Below are 17304 nucleotides of genomic sequence, written 5' to 3'. Positions count from 1 at the left end.
CTGCCTTGACCAGAGTCGCCACACCTCTGTGGCAGAGGTTTGAGGGGACCGAGAATCGAATGAAACATTCAGCCGAGACGCCGCGCCACCAGGTCCCAGACGGTTTCGGCCAGGTGTTCCTTGGGTCCGTGCGACACCGGGGTCTCGCTGCCGTCGGCGCCGAGCACCACCGCCTCGTTCTCCTCGGAGCCGAAGGTCTTGCGCTCCCCCACCTCGTTCACCACCAGCAGATCGCATCCCTTGCGCGTCAGCTTGGCGCGTCCGTTGGCGAGCACGTCGTCGGTCTCCGCGGCGAAGCCGACGATCACCTGTCCGGGGCGGGCGCGGTCCGCGGAGATCTCCGCAAGGATGTCCGGATTCCGTACGAGGACGATCGGGTCGGGGTCCTTGTCGTCCTTCTTCTTGATCTTCCCGGTCGCGTACTCGGCGGGCCGGAAGTCCGCGACCGCGGCCGCCATGACGATCGCGTCCGCCTCGGGCGCCGCCTTCAGCACCGCCTCACGCAGTTGTACGGCCGTGCCGACCTGGACGACGTCCACGCCCGCCGGGTCCGGCAGCCCGGTGTTGGCGGCGATCAGCGTGACCCGGGCGCCGCGCGCGGCGGCGGTGCGGGCGAGGGCGTAACCCTGCTTGCCGGAGGAGCGGTTGCCGAGGAAGCGCACCGGGTCGAGGGGCTCGCGGGTGCCGCCGGCGCTGACGACGACGTGCCGGCCCTCGAGGTCGGGTTCGGTGACGCCCCGGGACAGCACGCGACGGCAGACCGCGTAGATCTCCGTGGGGTCGGGCAGGCGGCCCTTGCCGGTGTCGACGCCGGTGAGGCGGCCGACGGCGGGCTCGATGACGACGGCGCCGCGCCGCCGCAGCGTCGCCACGTTCTCCTGCGTCGCCGGGTGTTCCCACATCTCCGTGTGCATCGCGGGTGCGAAGACGACCGGGCAGCGGGCGGTCAGGAGCGTGTTGGTGAGCAGGTCGTCGGCCAGGCCGTGGGCGGCCTTGGCGAGGACGTCGGCGGTGGCCGGGGCGACGACGACCAGGTCGGCGTGCTGCCCGATGCGGACGTGCGGGACCTCGTGGACGTCGTCCCAGACCTCCGTGGAGACGGGGTTGCCGGAGAGGGCGGACCAGGTGGCGGCGCCGACGAAGTGCAGTGCGGAGGCGGTGGGGACCACGCGTACGTCATGGCCCGACTCGGAGAACCTTCTCAGCAGCTCACAGGCCTTGTAGGCGGCGATGCCACCGCTGACCCCCAGCACGACCTTCGGCTTGTCCACCAGGTCTCCCCTTCGTCGAAACGTACGACTCCCATGACACACCACAGGCCCGACAGTCGCGCTGTCGGGCCTGTGGAAAAGCCAACTGCAATACGAAAGTACTACTGCGGCGGAGTGCTACTGCGCGGGGCCCTCAACGGCCTCGGACGTCAGCAGACCCGCGTTGATCTCGCGCAGGGCGATCGAGAGCGGCTTCTCGTGGACGTGGGTGTCGACAAGCGGACCGACGTACTCGAGGAGGCCCTCGCCGAGCTGCGAGTAGTACGCGTTGATCTGGCGGGCACGCTTGGCCGCGTAGATCACGAGGCTGTACTTCGAGTCGGTGGCCTCGAGGAGCTCGTCGATCGGCGGGTTGATGATGCCCTCGGGCGCGGAGATGGAAGAGGACACGCTCTACCTTCCGATGGATGGGAAAAGATCGGTCGCGATCACGGCACTAGCGATCAGCACTTGTGATCACAGGACATCCATCAAGGCTAGCAGCTCGCGCGCCACATCCTCGACGGAGGTGTTGACCAAGGTCACGTCGAACTCCGGCTCCGCCGCCAGCTCGATCCGCGCCGCGTCCAGGCGGCGCTCGATCACCTCGGGCGGCTCGGTCCCCCGCCCGGTGAGCCTGCGCACCAGCTCCTCCCAGGAGGGCGGAGCCAGGAACACCAGCTGGGCGTCCGCCATGGACTCGCGGACCTGCCGGGCACCCTGGAGGTCGATCTCCAGGAGCACCGGCTCGCCCGCCTCCAGGCGGTCCAGCACGGCCGCACGCGGCGTGCCGTACCGGTTGCCGGCGAACTCGGCCCACTCCAGCAGCTCGCCGTTGGCGATCAGCTTGTCCATCTCCTCGTCGCTGACGAAGAAGTAGTGGACTCCGTGCTTCTCGCCGGGGCGGGGCCTGCGGGTCGTCGCCGACACCGACAGCCAGACCTCGGGGTGTTCCTTGCGCATATGGGCGACGACCGTGCTCTTGCCGACCCCGGAGGGGCCGGAGAGCACGGTCAGCCGCGGACGTTCACTCATGCAGCGATTATTCCAGCAATCCCGGGCTGCCCGGGACTCCCGGTCCGGTGGATCCGGACTCAGGAACCGGTGCTGCCGAACTCACGCTCCAGGGAAGCGATCTGGTTGGAGCCGAGGCCGCGAACACGGCGGCTCTCGGAGATGCCGAGTCGCTCCATGATCTGCTTGGCGCGGACCTTGCCCACGCCCGGCAGGGACTCGAGCAGCGCGGAGACCTTCATCTTGCCGATGACGTCGTTCTCCTGGCCCTGCTTGATGACCTCGTGCAGGGAGGCGCCGGAGTGCTTGAGTCGATTCTTGACCTCGGCCCGCTCCCGGCGAGCCGCGGCGGCCTTTTCGAGCGCGGCTGCGCGCTGTTCAGGGGTAAGGGGCGGAAGAGCCACGCCTACGTCACCTCGGATGTCGAACTGTCGGATACGGACCGGTGAGGAACCTAGTCGCCCCACACCTGGGGAGCCACGAGCAACACGCTTGCCCGTTCACTCTGCTCGGAGACTAGCGGCCAACTCCGCCAGAGTCAGCGAGAACAGCGGAAAAGTCCTGGTCAGCCTCCGTCAGGCCGGACATTTAGGACATAATGCCCCGGATTTGAGGATGTATTCAGACTCAAGTGGGCTTCGAAGCACTCATCGGAGGACTCCGTCGACCAGCTCGAACGCCCGCGACGACCGTCGAGAAAGCCTCATACGGTCGTCGCGGAAATCCTCTACGGAAATTCTTCGACTGTTACGGATCTTCTACGGCCGCCACCGAAGAGTCATACGGCCGCCAGGGCGTCCCCAATCTCCACCGCGAAGCGCTCCGCCGCGGCCCGCAGCGCGCCGACGTCCGGCCCCTGCCGCAGCACCCCGCGGCTGACGTTCGGGACGACATTGCGCGCGGCGGCCCCGAAGACCCGGGGAAGGTCGGCCGGTGTGGCGCCCTGGGCGCCGACGCCGGGGGCCAGGAGCGGACCGTTGATGTCCAGCTCGTAGGAGGACAGATCGCCCAGCGTGGCGCCGACGACGGCCCCGAAGGAGCCCAGGGGAGTCTCGCCCTCGTTCTCGGCGGCCAGGTGGCCCAGGATCGTCGCTCCCACGTTCCGGCCGTCCGTCCGCACCGCGTGCTGCACCTCGCCGCCCTCCGGGTTGGAGGTCAGGGCGAGCACGAACAGGCCCGTGCCGCTCTCCCGGGCCAGCGCGACCGCCGGGCTCAGCGAGCCGTAGCCGAGGTAGGGAGAGACGGTCAGCGCGTCCGAGAACAGCGGCGCGTCCTTGTGCAGGAAGGCCTCCGCGTACCCGGCCATGGTGGAGCCGATGTCGCCGCGCTTGGCGTCCATGACGACCAGCGCACCGGCCGCCCGCGCCTCCTGGACCGTCTTCTCCAGGACCGCGATGCCGCGCGAGCCGAAGCGCTCGAAGAAGGCGCTCTGCGGCTTGAGGACGGCGACCCGGTCGGCCATCGCCTCGACGACGGTACGGCTGAACCGCTCCAGGCCGGCCACGTCGTCGTTCAGGCCCCACTCGGTGAGCAGGGAGGCGTGCGGGTCGATGCCCACGCACAGCGGGCCGCGCTCGTCCATGGAGCGGCGCAGGCGTGCGCCGAAGGGCTCGGTCATACGGTCGTCTTCCTCACGTCGGCGCCGACCGCGTCGGCGAGGGTGGCGTACGGGCTGGTGCGCAGGCGCGCGGCGAGCCCCTTGTGGATCGCGCGGGCCCAGAAGGGCCCCTCGTAGACGAACGCGCTGTAGCCCTGTACGAGGGTGGCGCCGGCGAGGATGCGCTGCCAGGCGTCCTCGGCGTTCTCGATGCCGCCGACGCCCACCAGGGTGATGCGGTCGCCCACGCGCGCGTAGAGGCGGCGCAGCACCTCAAGGGAGCGCGCCTTCAGCGGGGCGCCGGACAGGCCGCCCGTCTCCTTCACCAGAGAGGGTTCGGATTTCAAACCGATGCCGTCGCGGGCGATGGTGGTGTTCGTGGCGATGATCCCGTCCAGGCCGAGCTCGACGGCCAGGTCGGCGACGGCGTCGACGTCCTCGTCGGCGAGGTCCGGCGCGATCTTCACCAGGAGCGGGACGTGCCGGTTCGCGACGATCCGGTCGGCAGCCTCCCGGACGGCGCTCAGCAGCGGTCGCAGCGCCTCCGTGGCCTGCAGATTGCGCAGCCCGGGCGTGTTGGGCGACGACACGTTCACGACCAGGTAGTCGGCGTACGGGGCGAGCCGCTCGGTCGACTTCACGTAGTCGCCGACCGCCTCGGCCTCCGGTACGGCCTTGGTCTTGCCGATGTTGACGCCCACGACCGTCCTGAAGACCGGCTCACGGGTCGCCAGACGGGCCGCCACGGCCAGCGAGCCCTCGTTGTTGAAGCCCATGCGGTTGATGAGCGCACGGTCCTTCACGAGCCGGAACAGCCGCTTCCTGGGGTTCCCCGGCTGGGCCTCCCCCGTGACCGTGCCGATCTCGACGTGGTCGAAGCCGAGCATCGACATGCCGTCGACGGCGACCGCGTTCTTGTCGAAGCCCGCGGCGAGCCCGAAGGGGCCGTGCATGCGCAGCCCGAAGGCCTCGGTGCGCAGTTCCTTGTGGCGGGGCGCGAGCGCGGCGGCGACGAAGGTGCGCAGCACGGGGACGCGGGCGGCGAGCCGGATCCAGCGGAAGGCGAGGTGGTGAGCCCGCTCGGGGTCCATCCGCTTGAAGACGAGGTTGAAGAAGATCTTGTACATGGTGTCCTCATGAAGCCTCATGCAGAGGGGGACACCGTTTCCGGTGTCCCCCTCGGGGCTGCTAGTCGCGGGCGGCGGTCAGATGTTCCGCGTGTTCCTGGAGCGAACGGACGCCCACGTCACCGTGATTGAGGGCGTCGATGCCCTGGACGGCGGCGGCGAGCGCCTGGACCGTCGTCAGGCACGGGACCGACCGCGCCACGGCCGCCGTACGGATCTCGTAGCCGTCGAGGCGGCCGCCGGTGCCGTACGGGGTGTTGACGATCAGGTCGACCTCGCCGTCGTGGATCAGCTGGACGATGGTCTTCTCGCCGCCCGGACCGGTGCCCTCGGACTGCTTGCGCACGATGGTGGCGTTGATGCCGTTGCGCTTGAGGACCTCGGCCGTGCCGGAGGTGGCGAGCAGCTCGAAGCCGTGGGCGACCAGCTCGCGCGCCGGGAAGATCATCGAGCGCTTGTCGCGGTTGGCGACCGAGATGAACGCGCGGCCCTTGGTCGGCAGCGGACCGTAGGCGCCCGCCTGCGACTTGGCGTACGCCGTGCCGAAGACGGAGTCGATGCCCATGACCTCGCCCGTGGAGCGCATCTCCGGGCCGAGGACCGTGTCGACGCCACGGCCGTGGATGTCGCGGAAGCGCGACCACGGCATGACGGCCTCCTTGACGGAGATCGGCGCGTCGAACGGCAGCTCGCCGCCGTCGCCGTTCGCCGGGAGCACGCCCTCGGCGCGCAGTTCGGCGATGGTCGCGCCCAGCGAGATCCGGGCGGCGGCCTTCGCGAGCGGCACCGCGGTCGCCTTCGAGGTGAAGGGGACCGTGCGGGACGCGCGCGGGTTGGCCTCCAGGACGTAGAGGATGTCGCCGGCCATCGCGAACTGGATGTTGATCAGCCCGCGCACCCCGACACCGCGAGCGATCGCTTCCGTGGAGGCCCGCAGCCGCTTGATGTCGAAGCCGCCCAGGGTGATCGGGGGCAGGGCGCACGCCGAGTCGCCGGAGTGGATGCCGGCCTCCTCGATGTGCTCCATCACGCCGCCGAGGTAGAGCTCCTCGCCGTCGTAGAGCGCGTCGACGTCGATCTCGATGGCGTCGTCCAGGAACCGGTCGACGAGGACCGGCCGGGAGGGGCTGATCTCGGTCGACTCGGCGATGTAGGACGCCAGGCGCGTCTCGTCGTACACGATCTCCATACCGCGTCCGCCGAGGACGTACGACGGCCGTACGAGGACCGGGTAGCCGATCTCGTCGGCGATGGCCTTGGCCTCGGCGAAGGTGGTCGCGGTGCCGTGCTTAGGCGCCGGCAGGCCCGCCTCGGCGAGCACGCGGCCGAAGGCGCCGCGGTCCTCGGCGGCGTGGATGGCCTCCGGCGAAGTGCCCACGATCGGCACGCCGTTGTCCTTGAGCGCCTGGGACAGACCCAGCGGGGTCTGGCCGCCGAGCTGGACGACGACACCCGCCACGGGACCGGCCTGCTGCTCGGCGTGGACGATCTCCAGCACGTCTTCCAGCGTCAGCGGCTCGAAGTACAGGCGGTCGGAGGTGTCGTAGTCCGTGGAGACGGTCTCCGGGTTGCAGTTGACCATCACGGTCTCGTACCCGGCGTCGGACAGCGCGAAGGAGGCGTGCACGCACGAGTAGTCGAACTCGATGCCCTGGCCGATGCGGTTGGGGCCGGAGCCGAGGATGATGACGGCCGGCTTCTCGCGCGGCGCGACCTCGGTCTCCTCGTCGTAGGAGGAGTAGAAGTACGGCGTCTTCGCGGCGAACTCGGCGGCGCAGGTGTCGACCGTCTTGTAGACCGGCCGGACGCCCAGCGCGTGCCGCACCTCGCGGACGACGTCCTCGCGCAGGCCGCGGATCTCGCCGATCTGCTGGTCGGAGAAGCCGTGCCGCTTGGCCTCGGCGAGCAGGTCGGGCGTCAGCTCGGGCGCCTCGGCGAGCTCGTCCGCGATCTCCTTGATGAGGAAGAGCTGGTCGACGAACCAGGGGTCGATCTTCGTGTACTCGAAGACCTCCTCCGGCGTGGCTCCCGCGCGGATCGCCTGCATGACGGTGTTGATGCGGCCGTCGGTCGGCCGGACCGACTCTTCGAGGAGCCGCGCCTTGTCGCCCGGCTCGCCCACGAAGGTGAACTGGCTGCCCTTCTTCTCCAGCGAGCGAAGCGCCTTCTGGAAGGCCTCGGTGAAGTTGCGGCCGATGGCCATGGCCTCGCCGACCGACTTCATGGTCGTGGTCAGCGTGGAGTCGGCCTGCGGGAACTTCTCGAAGGCGAAGCGCGGGGCCTTCACGACCACGTAGTCGAGCGTCGGCTCGAAGGAGGCCGGCGTCTCCTGCGTGATGTCGTTCGGGATCTCGTCGAGGGTGTAGCCGACGGCGAGCTTGGCGGCGATCTTGGCGATCGGGAAGCCGGTCGCCTTGGAGGCGAGGGCCGAGGACCGCGACACGCGCGGGTTCATCTCGATGACGATCACGCGACCGTCCTCGGGGTTCACCGCGAACTGGATGTTGCAGCCACCGGTGTCCACGCCGACCTCGCGGATGATCGCGATGCCGACGTCGCGCAGCACCTGGTACTCGCGGTCGGTGAGCGTCATCGCGGGCGCGACGGTGATCGAGTCGCCGGTGTGCACGCCCATGGGGTCGAAGTTCTCGATGGAGCAGACGACCACGACGTTGTCGTGCTTGTCGCGCATCAGCTCCAGCTCGTACTCCTTCCAGCCGAGGATGGACTCCTCCAGGAGCACCTCGGTGGTCGGGGAGAGCGTGAGGCCCTGGCCCGCGATGCGGCGCAGTTCCTCCTCGTCGTGCGCGAAGCCGGAGCCGGCGCCGCCCATGGTGAAGGAGGGGCGGACGACGACGGGGTAGCCGCCGAGCGTCTCGACACCGGCGAGGACGTCCTCCATGGAGTGGCAGATGACCGAGCGGGCGGACTCGCCGTGCCCGATCTTCTTGCGGACCTCCTCGACGACATCCTTGAAGAGGTCGCGGTCCTCGCCCTTGTTGATGGCCTCGACGTTGGCGCCGATCAGCTCGACGCCGTACTTCTCCAGCGTCCCCGCCTCGTGCAGCGAGATGGCGGTGTTGAGGGCTGTCTGGCCGCCCAGAGTCGGCAGCAGGGCGTCGGGGCGCTCCTTGGCGATGATCTTCTCGACGAACTCCGGGGTGATCGGCTCGACGTAGGTCGCGTCGGCGATCTCCGGGTCGGTCATGATCGTCGCCGGGTTGGAGTTGACGAGGATCACGCGCAGGCCCTCGGCCTTGAGCACGCGGCACGCCTGGGTGCCGGAGTAGTCGAACTCGGCGGCCTGGCCGATGACGATCGGGCCGGAGCCGATGACCAGGACGGACTGGATATCGGTGCGCTTAGGCACGCTGGCCCTCCATCAGAGCTACGAAGCGGTCGAACAGGTAGGCGGCGTCGTGCGGGCCCGCAGCCGCTTCGGGGTGGTACTGGACGCTGAAGGCCGGCTGGTCGAGGAGCTGAAGCCCCTCCACCACGTTGTCGTTCAGGCAGACGTGCGAGACCTCGGCGCGCCCGTAGGGCGTGTCGGAGACCTTGTCGAGCGGCGCGTCGACGGCGAAGCCGTGGTTGTGCGCGGTGACCTCGACCTTGCCGGTCGTACGGTCCTGCACGGGCTGGTTGATGCCGCGGTGGCCGTACTTGAGCTTGTAGGTGCCGAAGCCCAGCGCGCGGCCCAGGATCTGGTTGCCGAAGCAGATGCCGAAGAGCGGGGTCTTGCGCTCCAGCACGCCCTGCATGACGGAGACGGCGTGGTCGGCGGTGGCCGGGTCGCCGGGACCGTTGGAGAAGAAGACGCCGTCGGGGTTGACGGCGTACACGTCCTCGACGGTGGCCGTGGCGGGCAGTACGTGCACCTCGATGCCGCGCTCGGCCATCCGGTGCGGGGTCATGCCCTTGATGCCGAGGTCGACGGCGGCGACGGTGAACTTCTTCTCGCCGATCGCGGGGACGACGTAAGCCTCCTTGGTGGCGACCTCCGCGGAGAGGTCGGCGCCCTTCATCTCGGGGGCCTGGCGCACCTCGGCGAGCATGGTGCCCTCGTCGGGCAGCGCGTTGCCGGAGAAGATGCCGACGCGCATGGCGCCGCGCTCGCGCAGATGGCGCGTCAACGCGCGCGTGTCGATGCCGGAGATCCCGACGACGCCCTGCTTGCGCAGCTCCTCGTCGAGGGAGCGCCGGGAGCGCCAGTTGGACGGCACGCGCGCGGGGTCGCGCACGACGTAACCGGCGACCCAGATCCGCTTGGACTCCGGGTCCTCGTCGTTCACGCCGGTGTTGCCGACGTGCGGGGCGGTCATCACCACGACCTGGCGGTGGTACGACGGGTCGGTCAGGGTCTCCTGGTAGCCGGTCATGCCGGTCGAGAAGACCGCCTCGCCGAAGGTCACCCCCACGGCCCCGTAGGCACGGCCGCGGAAGATCCGGCCGTCCTCCAGGACGAGCACCGCGGGAGTCCTTGAGGCTCCCCTTGTGGAGGTAGTCATCGTGCGCCTTCCGTTTCCGTCTTGTTGATCATGGAGTTGATGGCGTCGACCCACTCCGCGTGCTCGGCCGCGTGGTCCGAGCGGAAGCCCGAGTCGATCAGCCTGTCGCCGTGCGCCCAGGTCACCACCAGCAGTCCGCCCTCGGTGAGGACCTTGCCGGCGATGCCCTTGCCCAGCAGGGCCTCGCGCAGCGCCTCGCGCGGGACGAAGAAGTCCGTCGCTCCGGGCCGTACGACGTCCAGTCCCGCGTCCGTCAGCGTGAGCTCGACCCGGCTGCGGGTGCCGAGACCGCGCGCCACGATGCGGTCCAGCCACTGACCGGCGGTGGTGGAGCCGTGGTAGCGGCCGGTCATGCTCAGTTTCACCGGGCCCGGGTCTTCCGGCATTCCGGGCAGCGGCGGCTCGCCGCCTCCGTTGAGGGCGGTGGTGGGAGACGGGCGGGTAGGCAGCTCCGGAAGGTCGCCCTGGAGCGTGCCGCGCCACTTCCAGCCCTCGCGCATCAGCCAGTAGACGAGCGCGACGAAGAGGGCGAGGCCGACCAGCCAGCCGACGCGTGCGGCCCAGTCGGTGACCTCGGCCGACTTCTTCTCGGCCGCGAGCAGGATTACAGGTGTCACGTGAGCTTCCCGTCGACGAGCGTGGCCTTGCCCCGGAGCCAGGTGTGCGTCACACGGCCCGGCAGCTCACGCCCCTCGTACGGGGTGTTCCGGCTGCGCGAGGCGAAGCCCGCGGGGTCCACTGACCCACGGTATGCCGTGTCGACGAGCGTGAGGTTGGCGGGCTCACCAGCCGAGACGGGACGCCCGTGGCCCTTCGCCCGCCCGATCTCGGCGGGCTTGAAGGACATGCGCTCGGCGACCCCGGCCCAGGTGAGGAGCCCGGTGTCCACCATGGTCTCCTGCACCACTGACAACGCGGTCTCCAGGCCCACCATCCCCATGGCGGCCGCGGCCCACTCGCAGTCCTTGTCCTCGTGCGGGTGCGGGGCGTGGTCGGTGGCGACGATGTCGATCGTGCCGTCGGCCAGCGCCTCGCGCAGGGCGAACACGTCCCGCTCGGTGCGCAGCGGCGGGTTGACCTTGTAGACCGGGTTGTACGTCCGGACCAGCTCGTCGGTGAGGAGCAGGTGGTGCGGGGTGACCTCGGCGGTGACGTCGATGCCGCGGGACTTGGCCCAGCGCACGATCTCCACCGAGCCCGCGGTCGACAGGTGGCAGATGTGGACCCGGGAGCCCACGTGCTCGGCGAGCAGGACATCCCGGGCGATGATCGATTCTTCGGCCACCGCGGGCCAGCCCCCGAGCCCCAGCTCGGCGGAGACGATCCCCTCGTTCATCTGGGCGCCCTCGGTCAGCCGCGGCTCCTGCGCGTGCTGGGCGACGACCCCGCCGAAGGCCTTCACGTACTCCAGCGCCCGCCGCATGATCACGGCGTCGTCGACGCACTTGCCGTCGTCGGAGAACACGGTGACGCCCGCGGCCGACTCGTGCATCGCGCCCAGCTCGGCGAGCTTCTTGCCCTCCAGGCCGACGGTGACGGCGCCGATGGGCTGCACGTCGCAGTAGCCGTGCTCCTGCCCGAGCCGGTAGACCTGCTCGACCACGCCGGCGGTGTCGGCGACCGGGAAGGTGTTGGCCATGGCGAACACGGCCGTGTAGCCGCCGCTCGCCGCCGCGCGCGTACCGGTCAGGACGGTCTCGGAGTCCTCGCGGCCGGGCTCGCGCAGATGGGTGTGCAGGTCGACGAGCCCCGGCAGCAGCACCTTGCCCGCCGCCTCGACGACCTCGGCGCCCTCGGCGGACAGCCCGGTACCGACGGCCTCGACGACCTCCCCGTCGATCAGCACGTCCTGCGGCTCGCCGCCGAGCACCTTCGCACCACGGATCAGGATCTTGCTCATGGTCTTACTTCTCCTCGATGGTGCGGGCGTGGGTGACGGCGGGTTCGTTGCCCCCGAGGAGCAGGTACAGGACGGCCATCCGGATGGACACTCCGTTTGCGACCTGCTCGACGACGGTGCAGCGCTCGGAGTCGGCGACCTCGGCGGTGATCTCCATGCCGCGGACCATCGGGCCGGGGTGCATCACGATGGCGTGCTCGGGCATCCGCGCCATGCGGTCGCCGTCGAGGCCGTAGCGCCGCGAGTACTCGCGCTCGGTCGGGAAGAACGCGGCGTTCATGCGCTCGCGCTGGACGCGCAGCATCATCACGGCATCGGACTTGGGCAGTACGGAATCAAGGTCGTACGACACCTCGCACGGCCAGGTCTCGACGCCGACCGGCACCAGGGTGGGCGGCGCGACCAGGGTGACCTCGGCGCCGAGGGTGTGCAGCAGGTCGACGTTGGAGCGGGCGACCCGGCTGTGCAGGACGTCGCCGACGATCGTGATGCGCCTGCCGGCCAGGTCCTGCCCGATCCCGGCGTCCCGGCCGACCAGTCGGCGGCGCATGGTGAAGGCGTCGAGCAGGGCCTGCGTCGGGTGCTGGTGGGTGCCGTCACCGGCGTTGATGACGGCGGCGTCGATCCAGCCGGAGTTCGCGAGCCGGTACGGCGCTCCGGAGGCGCCGTGCCGGATGACCACGGCGTCGACGCCCATGGCCTCCAGGGTCTGCGCGGTGTCCTTCAGGGACTCGCCCTTGGAGACGCTCGATCCCTTGGCGGTGAAGTTGATGACGTCCGCGGAGAGGCGCTTCTCCGCGGCCTCGAAGGAGATACGCGTGCGCGTGGAGTCCTCGAAGAAGAGGTTGACGACGGTACGTCCGCGCAGGGTCGGCAGTTTCTTGATCGGCCGGTCGGCGACCCGGGCCATCTCCTCGGCGGTGTCGAGGATCAGGACGGCGTCGTCGCGGGTGAGGTCGGCGGCCGAGATGAGATGACGCTGCATCTGTCAGGCTCCGTAAGGCAGTTCAGTCGGGGAGATTCCGGGCAAGCCAGGGCATACCGATGGCCGGTGTGCCCTTCGGCCTGCTACTGGGTCGGCTTCGCGCCGAGCAGCACGGTGTCGCGACCGTCCTCCTCGGCGAGCAGGACCTTGACCGTCTCCCGCAGCGACGTGGGGAGGTTCTTGCCGACGTAGTCGGCGCGGATGGGCAGTTCGCGGTGGCCTCTGTCGACGAGGACGGCGAGCTGGACCGCGCGCGGGCGCCCGATGTCGTTCAGGGCGTCCAGGGCGGCGCGGATGGTGCGGCCGGAGAAGAGCACGTCGTCGACGAGCACGACGAGGCGGCCGTCGATGCCGTCACCGGGGATCTCGGTGCGGGCCAGCGCACGCGGCGGGTGCATGCGCAGGTCGTCGCGGTACATGGTGATGTCGAGGGAGCCGCAGGGAATCTTGCGGCCGGTGATCTCCTCCAGCTTCGCGGCGAGCCGCTGGGCGAGGAAGACGCCTCGGGTCGGAATGCCGAGGAGCACCACGTCGTCGGCGCCCTTGGCGCGCTCGACGATCTCGTGGGCAATGCGGGTCAACACCCGCGCGATGTCCGGGCCTTCGAGCACGGGCCGGGCATCGGACGCCGGAATCCCGGACGTGTCCTGCTTGTCCATACGAAACGGACCCCCTTCTCCGCCTCACGGGACGGACCTTAAAGGACGTCGGATTTGCGCCATCAACGTTAGCAGGCCGGGCCGACACCCCTGATCACCCCCTTGGCGTAATCGGCCACGGCTGCCACGGAAGAGTCGGTGTGGACCATTCGGCTTGACGCACGAGAGTCACGCTGCGTAACCTCACAGTGAGTTACCAGACGCGCGGCTCGGATCCTCTGCAGCCGCGTCGACACAGTGTCCGGGGAGCTATATGTCCAGCGAATACGCCAAACAGCTCGGGGCCAAGCTCCGGGCCATCCGCACCCAGCAGGGCCTTTCCCTCCACGGTGTCGAGGAGAAGAGCCAGGGACGCTGGAAGGCGGTCGTGGTCGGTTCGTACGAGCGCGGCGACCGTGCCGTGACCGTGCAGCGCCTTGCCGAGCTGGCGGATTTCTATGGGGTCCCGGTGCAGGAGCTCCTGCCGGGCACCACCCCGGGCGGCGCGGCCGAGCCGCCGCCGAAGCTGGTCCTGGACCTGGAGCGGCTGGCCACCGTGCCGGCCGAGAAGGCGGGTCCCCTGCAGCGCTACGCGGCGACGATCCAGTCCCAGCGCGGTGACTACAACGGCAAGGTGCTGTCGATCCGCCAGGACGACCTGCGCACACTCGCCGTCATCTACGACCAGTCCCCCTCGGTCCTCACCGAGCAGCTGATCAGCTGGGGCGTGCTGGACGCGGACGCGCGCCGCGCGGTCGCCTCCCACGAGGACAGCTGAGCCGCACAGCACTTCAGCAGAAACGTGCCGCCGGGGTGGCCGGAACTTCACCGTTCCGGCCACCCCGGCGGCTTTCTGCGGCCTTCGGACACCTCGCGGGCACCGCAACGCCAGGGGGCCCGCAGCAGTCTCGCTGCGGGCCCCCTGGCAATGCCGTACCTCTTGTGCCTGGACCGTCCTACGCCTCGTCCCGGCGGAGCGTCGGCTTGAGTTCCTTGAGCCGGCCGAGCAGGCCGTTGACGAAGGCGGGCGACTCGTCCGTGGAGAACTCCTTGGCGAGCTGCACCATCTCGTCGAGGACGACGGCGTCCGGGACCTCGTCGACCCAGATCAGTTCGTAGGCGCCCAGGCGCAGGATGTTGCGGTCCACGACCGGCATCCGGTCCAGCGTCCAGCCCACCGAGTACTGCGCGATCAGCTCGTCGATCCGCTTCGCCTGCTTGGCGTAGCCCTCGACCAGCTGCATCGTGTACTCGCTCACCGGCGGCTGCCGGGTGTCGTCCCGGGACAGCCGGATCCAGTCCGCGAGGACCGTCAGGACGTCCGCGCCGCGCTGGTCGCCCTCGAAGAGGATCTGGAAGGCGCGCTTGCGGGCCGTGTTGCGGGCAGCCACGGTTAGCTGTTCACCCGGCCGAGGTAGTCGCTGGTGCGGGTGTCGACCTTGATCTTCTCACCGGTGGTGATGAAGAGCGGGACCTGGATCTGGTGGCCGGTCTCCAGGGTGGCGGGCTTGGTGCCGCCGGTGGAGCGGTCGCCCTGGACGCCCGGCTCGGTCTCCTGGACGGTCAGCTCGACGGCGGCCGGCAGCTCGACGAAGAGCACCTCGCCCTCGTGCTGCGCGACGGTGGCGGTGAAGCCCTCGATCAGGAAGTTGGCGGCGTCGGCGACCGTCTTGCGGTCGACCATCAGCTGGTCGTACGTCTCCATGTCCATGAAGACGAAGTACTCGCCGTCCATGTACGAGAACTGCATGTCGCGCTTGTCGACAGTGGCCGTCTCGACCTTGACGCCGGCGTTGAACGTCTTGTCGACGACCTTGCCGGAGAGCACGTTCTTGAGCTTGGTGCGCACGAAGGCGGGGCCCTTGCCGGGCTTGACGTGCTGGAACTCGACGACGGACCAGAGCTGGCCGCCTTCGAGCTTGAGCACCAGGCCGTTCTTGAGGTCGTTCGTGGAAGCCACGGTTGCGGAATCTCCTGGACTGACGTGGACGACCCCGGCGCACGCCTCTGCCTAGAGGGCGAGCAGCTCCTTGGTCGTGATGGTGAGTAGCTCGGGTCCGCCGTCCGCCTCGGGGCGGACGACGAGCGTGTCATCGATCCGGACGCCGCCCCGGCCCGGGAGGTGGACCCCCGGTTCGACGGTGACCGGCACGCAAGCGTCCAGTTTACCCATGGCCGCAGGGGCCAGCTGCGGGTCCTCGTCGATTTCGAGCCCTACACCGTGTCCGGTCAGGGCGGGAAGGCCCGCGCCGTGTCCCGCGGAGTCCAGCACCTGCCGTGCCGCGCGGTCCACGTCCCGGTAGGCCGCGCCGGGTGCCAGGGACTCCCGGCCGGCGCGCTGGGCGGCGAAGACCAGGTCGTACAGCTCGATCTGCCAGTCCGCGGGCGAGGTGCCGATGACGAACGTACGGCCGATCTCACAGCGGTAGCCGCGATAGGTGGCGCCGAGGCAGACGGAGAGGAAGTCGCCCTCCTCGACGCGGCGGTCGGTGGGGCGGTGGCCCCGGCGGCCGGCGTTGGGGCCGGTGGCGACGGAGGTGGCGAAGGCGGGGCCGTCTGCGCCGTGGTCGACCAGGCGGCGTTCCAGTTCGAGGGCGAGGTGGCGTTCCGTGCGGCCGACGAGGATGGACTCCAGGAGTTCGCCGAGGGCCTGGTCGGCGATCTCGGCGCCGATGCGCAGGGAGGAGATCTCCTCCTCGTCCTTCACCACCCTGAGCTGTTCGACCGCGCCGCCGAGGTCCGCGACGCGCAGGCGGGGGGCGACGGAGCGGATGGCCCGGTGCCGGGTGACCGTCAGGTGCTGCTCTTCCACGGCGAGGGAGTCGTCGCCCTTGGCTGCGGCGAAGTCGGCAGCCGCGACCGCGGGGTCGCCGAAGGTGCCGGGGAGGGTCTGGATGCGGAGGGTGTCGTCGGGGCGGCCTTCGGTGGGGCGGTCCTCGGGGGGTTCCGTGCAGACCAGTACGTCTTCGGTCCTGCCGAGGAGGAGGACGGCGCCGTGCGGGGCGGGGCCGGCGAGGTAGCGGACGTTGGCGGGGCGGGAGACGAGCGCTGCCGCGTTGCCGGCGGCGTTGAACTGCTCCCTCAGCCGGGTTCGGCGGATTGCGTACATCTCGGACATGAGATGAGCGTAGGAGGGGTGGGGGTTTTGTGCCGGTTGGAGGGGTGCCGTTCGGGGGATGGGGGGACTGGAACGGTTGTATGCCGTGTGCGGGTGCGTGGGGGCTGGTCGCGCCCACGCGGCGGAGCCGCAAATCGATACAGCCTCGCGCCCCTTAGCGGCGTGTACTCATCCCTGGTTACCAGCTCGGCGGGCTTGCGATCGATCGTGCCAGTACGTCGTCCAGGACCCGGGCCGTCTGGGGAACGTCGAGTTGGCTGTTGTCGATGATCGGGAGGCCCGAGCCGTACCAGCCCGCCATGCGGCCGTGGATGCGGGCCACCTCCTCGTCGGTGAGGCGGCGGTTGCCGGCGCGTTGGGCGTTGCGTTCCAGGACTATTTCCAGGCCGGGGAGGAGGACCACCGGGAGGAGGCCGGGGCCCACGTGGCGCTTCCAGCCGCCCAGGCCCACCACCGGGCGGTCGGGGAAGACCGCGTCGTCGAGGATGCAGGAGATGCCGTTGGCCAGGAAGTTGCGGGCGGCGAAGCCGCAGGTGCGGCGGGCCAGGCGGTACTGGGCCTCGGAGTGGTCATTCCAGCCCGACTGGGGGTCGGCGAAGCCCGAGCGGACCCATTCGCGTACGTCGTCGAGGCTGATGTGGGCGGTGGGGACCCGGCGGTGGTCCGCCCAGTACTTGGCGACGCTCGTCTTGCCGGCGCCCGCGGGGCCGATCAGCAGGACCGCGAGGGTCGTGGCGGCCAGGTCGGGGGCCGCGGTGGTGGGCGGGGCGCTGGGCATGGGGACCGGGGCGCCGGGCGGCAGCGGGACATGGCCCGTGGTGTCCGGGGCCGGTGGGGGCGGTGCGTGGTGGGGGGCGGGCTGGGGCGGGGCCGCGGGGGCTCCGGGAAACCCGGGGGCGGGGGGCGGCGGAGGCACCGGGGCCGAACCCTGGTGCGAGGGCGGGACGGAGCCCGGGGGCGGTGGCGGCACGGGGGTCGGGCCCTGGTGGGGGCCCGGGTGACCCGGGTGGTGTGCGGCCGGCGTCCAGCCGGCGGCCGGTCCGTGCCCCGGCTGATGGGGCGGCGGCAGCGGAGAACCCACTGCGTGCTGCATCCGGTGCCACTCCGTCTCGTACAGGCAATCGACGCTGGCAGCGGGGCATGAACCCCGCTCCCTACCGAACGGTACCT

17 protein-coding genes are annotated in these 17304 nt (G+C 70.1%); 1 reads left to right on the top strand and 16 read right to left on the bottom strand.

What is annotated here, in order from left to right; genetic code table 11:
* Nucleotides 1-68 precede the first annotated feature (68 nt).
* From coaBC to pyrR, 12 genes are all read right to left on the bottom strand, one after another.
* Nucleotides 69-1271 (bottom strand): bifunctional phosphopantothenoylcysteine decarboxylase/phosphopantothenate--cysteine ligase CoaBC, encoded by a 1203-nt coding sequence (gene coaBC, locus MQP27_RS40485; protein ID WP_242774981.1) that lies wholly within the window; start codon nucleotides 1269-1271, stop codon nucleotides 69-71.
* Between the two features lie 117 nt (nucleotides 1272-1388).
* On the bottom strand, nucleotides 1389-1661 hold the full coding sequence (gene rpoZ, locus MQP27_RS40480) for a DNA-directed RNA polymerase subunit omega (RefSeq protein WP_003988945.1): 273 nt from the start codon (nucleotides 1659-1661) through the stop codon (nucleotides 1389-1391).
* Between the two features lie 66 nt (nucleotides 1662-1727).
* A complete protein-coding gene (gmk, locus tag MQP27_RS40475) occupies nucleotides 1728-2285 on the bottom strand; it encodes a guanylate kinase (protein ID WP_242774979.1) in 558 nt (185 codons plus the stop codon).
* Between the two features lie 59 nt (nucleotides 2286-2344).
* Nucleotides 2345-2668: an integration host factor gene (locus MQP27_RS40470; RefSeq protein ID WP_003977346.1), complete on the bottom strand. Its 324-nt coding sequence runs from the start codon at nucleotides 2666-2668 to the stop codon at nucleotides 2345-2347.
* Nucleotides 2669-3042: 374 nt separating this feature from the next.
* Nucleotides 3043-3882 (bottom strand): orotidine-5'-phosphate decarboxylase, encoded by an 840-nt coding sequence (pyrF, locus tag MQP27_RS40465; RefSeq protein ID WP_242774977.1) that lies wholly within the window; start codon nucleotides 3880-3882, stop codon nucleotides 3043-3045.
* Entirely contained in the window at nucleotides 3879-4988 is a 1110-nt protein-coding gene (locus tag MQP27_RS40460) for a quinone-dependent dihydroorotate dehydrogenase (RefSeq protein ID WP_242775536.1), read from the bottom strand. Before MQP27_RS40460 ends, pyrF begins: the two co-directional genes overlap by 4 nt.
* 61 nt (nucleotides 4989-5049) lie before the next feature.
* On the bottom strand, nucleotides 5050-8358 hold the full coding sequence (carB, locus tag MQP27_RS40455; RefSeq protein WP_242774974.1) for a carbamoyl-phosphate synthase large subunit: 3309 nt from the start codon (nucleotides 8356-8358) through the stop codon (nucleotides 5050-5052).
* Nucleotides 8351-9493, bottom strand: coding sequence for a glutamine-hydrolyzing carbamoyl-phosphate synthase small subunit (gene carA / locus MQP27_RS40450; RefSeq protein ID WP_242774971.1), 1143 nt, complete (start codon nucleotides 9491-9493; stop codon nucleotides 8351-8353). Before carA ends, carB begins: the two co-directional genes overlap by 8 nt.
* Entirely contained in the window at nucleotides 9490-10110 is a 621-nt protein-coding gene (locus MQP27_RS40445) for a PH-like domain-containing protein (RefSeq protein WP_242774969.1), read from the bottom strand. Before MQP27_RS40445 ends, carA begins: the two co-directional genes overlap by 4 nt.
* Nucleotides 10107-11393 carry a dihydroorotase gene (locus MQP27_RS40440; RefSeq protein ID WP_242774966.1) on the bottom strand — a complete coding sequence of 429 codons (1287 nt, stop codon included), beginning with the start codon at nucleotides 11391-11393 and terminating at the stop codon, nucleotides 10107-10109. The genes MQP27_RS40445 and MQP27_RS40440 overlap by 4 nt, the downstream gene beginning before the upstream one ends.
* Before the next feature lie 4 nt (nucleotides 11394-11397).
* Nucleotides 11398-12378, bottom strand: a complete 981-nt coding sequence (locus tag MQP27_RS40435; RefSeq protein WP_242774964.1) for an aspartate carbamoyltransferase catalytic subunit — start codon at nucleotides 12376-12378, stop codon at nucleotides 11398-11400.
* An 83-nt stretch (nucleotides 12379-12461) separates the two neighbouring features.
* Nucleotides 12462-13037, bottom strand: a complete 576-nt coding sequence (gene pyrR, locus MQP27_RS40430) for a bifunctional pyr operon transcriptional regulator/uracil phosphoribosyltransferase PyrR (RefSeq protein WP_242774962.1) — start codon at nucleotides 13035-13037, stop codon at nucleotides 12462-12464.
* A gap of 253 nt (nucleotides 13038-13290) precedes the next feature.
* Between pyrR and bldD the strand changes: the two genes are divergently transcribed.
* Nucleotides 13291-13794, top strand: coding sequence for a transcriptional regulator BldD (gene bldD, locus MQP27_RS40425; protein ID WP_242774960.1), 504 nt, complete (start codon nucleotides 13291-13293; stop codon nucleotides 13792-13794).
* A gap of 178 nt (nucleotides 13795-13972) precedes the next feature.
* Here the strand turns inward: bldD and nusB are convergent, their stop codons facing one another.
* From nusB to MQP27_RS40405, 4 genes are all read right to left on the bottom strand, one after another.
* Entirely contained in the window at nucleotides 13973-14407 is a 435-nt protein-coding gene (gene nusB, locus MQP27_RS40420) for a transcription antitermination factor NusB (RefSeq protein ID WP_242774957.1), read from the bottom strand.
* A 2-nt stretch (nucleotides 14408-14409) separates the two neighbouring features.
* Nucleotides 14410-14976, bottom strand: coding sequence for an elongation factor P (gene efp, locus MQP27_RS40415; protein WP_242774955.1), 567 nt, complete (start codon nucleotides 14974-14976; stop codon nucleotides 14410-14412).
* Nucleotides 14977-15027: 51 nt separating this feature from the next.
* Nucleotides 15028-16134 carry an aminopeptidase P family protein gene (locus tag MQP27_RS40410; protein ID WP_242774953.1) on the bottom strand — a complete coding sequence of 369 codons (1107 nt, stop codon included), beginning with the start codon at nucleotides 16132-16134 and terminating at the stop codon, nucleotides 15028-15030.
* A 178-nt stretch (nucleotides 16135-16312) separates the two neighbouring features.
* Complete coding sequence (locus MQP27_RS40405; protein WP_242774951.1) at nucleotides 16313-17227, bottom strand: Pro-rich N-terminal domain-containing protein; 915 nt, start codon at nucleotides 17225-17227, stop codon at nucleotides 16313-16315.
* Between the last annotated feature and the right edge of the window lie 77 nt (nucleotides 17228-17304).

Origin of the sequence: Streptomyces cylindrosporus (assembly GCF_022698165.1) — a bacterium.
Classification (GTDB): domain Bacteria; phylum Actinomycetota; class Actinomycetes; order Streptomycetales; family Streptomycetaceae; genus Streptomyces; species Streptomyces cylindrosporus.
The sequence above is the reverse complement of the archived record's forward strand: the minus strand, read 5'-3'. Positions and strand labels throughout refer to the sequence as shown.

Excerpts from the sequence above, each read along its gene's own strand:
- gmk (WP_242774979.1), bottom strand. The coding sequence starts at position 2,285 with ATGAGTGAACGTCCGCGGCTGACCGTGCTCTCCGGCCCCTCCGGGGTC.
- pyrF (WP_242774977.1), bottom strand. The coding sequence starts at position 3,882 with ATGACCGAGCCCTTCGGCGCACGCCTGCGCCGCTCCATGGACGAGCGC.
- MQP27_RS40460 (WP_242775536.1), bottom strand. The coding sequence starts at position 4,988 with ATGTACAAGATCTTCTTCAACCTCGTCTTCAAGCGGATGGACCCCGAG.
- carA (WP_242774971.1), bottom strand. The coding sequence starts at position 9,493 with ATGACTACCTCCACAAGGGGAGCCTCAAGGACTCCCGCGGTGCTCGTC.
- MQP27_RS40440 (WP_242774966.1), bottom strand. The coding sequence starts at position 11,393 with ATGAGCAAGATCCTGATCCGTGGTGCGAAGGTGCTCGGCGGCGAGCCG.
- MQP27_RS40435 (WP_242774964.1), bottom strand. The coding sequence starts at position 12,378 with ATGCAGCGTCATCTCATCTCGGCCGCCGACCTCACCCGCGACGACGCC.
- pyrR (WP_242774962.1), bottom strand. The coding sequence starts at position 13,037 with ATGGACAAGCAGGACACGTCCGGGATTCCGGCGTCCGATGCCCGGCCC.
- bldD (WP_242774960.1), top strand. The coding sequence starts at position 13,291 with ATGTCCAGCGAATACGCCAAACAGCTCGGGGCCAAGCTCCGGGCCATC.
- MQP27_RS40410 (WP_242774953.1), bottom strand. The coding sequence starts at position 16,134 with ATGTCCGAGATGTACGCAATCCGCCGAACCCGGCTGAGGGAGCAGTTC.
- MQP27_RS40405 (WP_242774951.1), bottom strand. The coding sequence starts at position 17,227 with ATGCAGCACGCAGTGGGTTCTCCGCTGCCGCCGCCCCATCAGCCGGGG.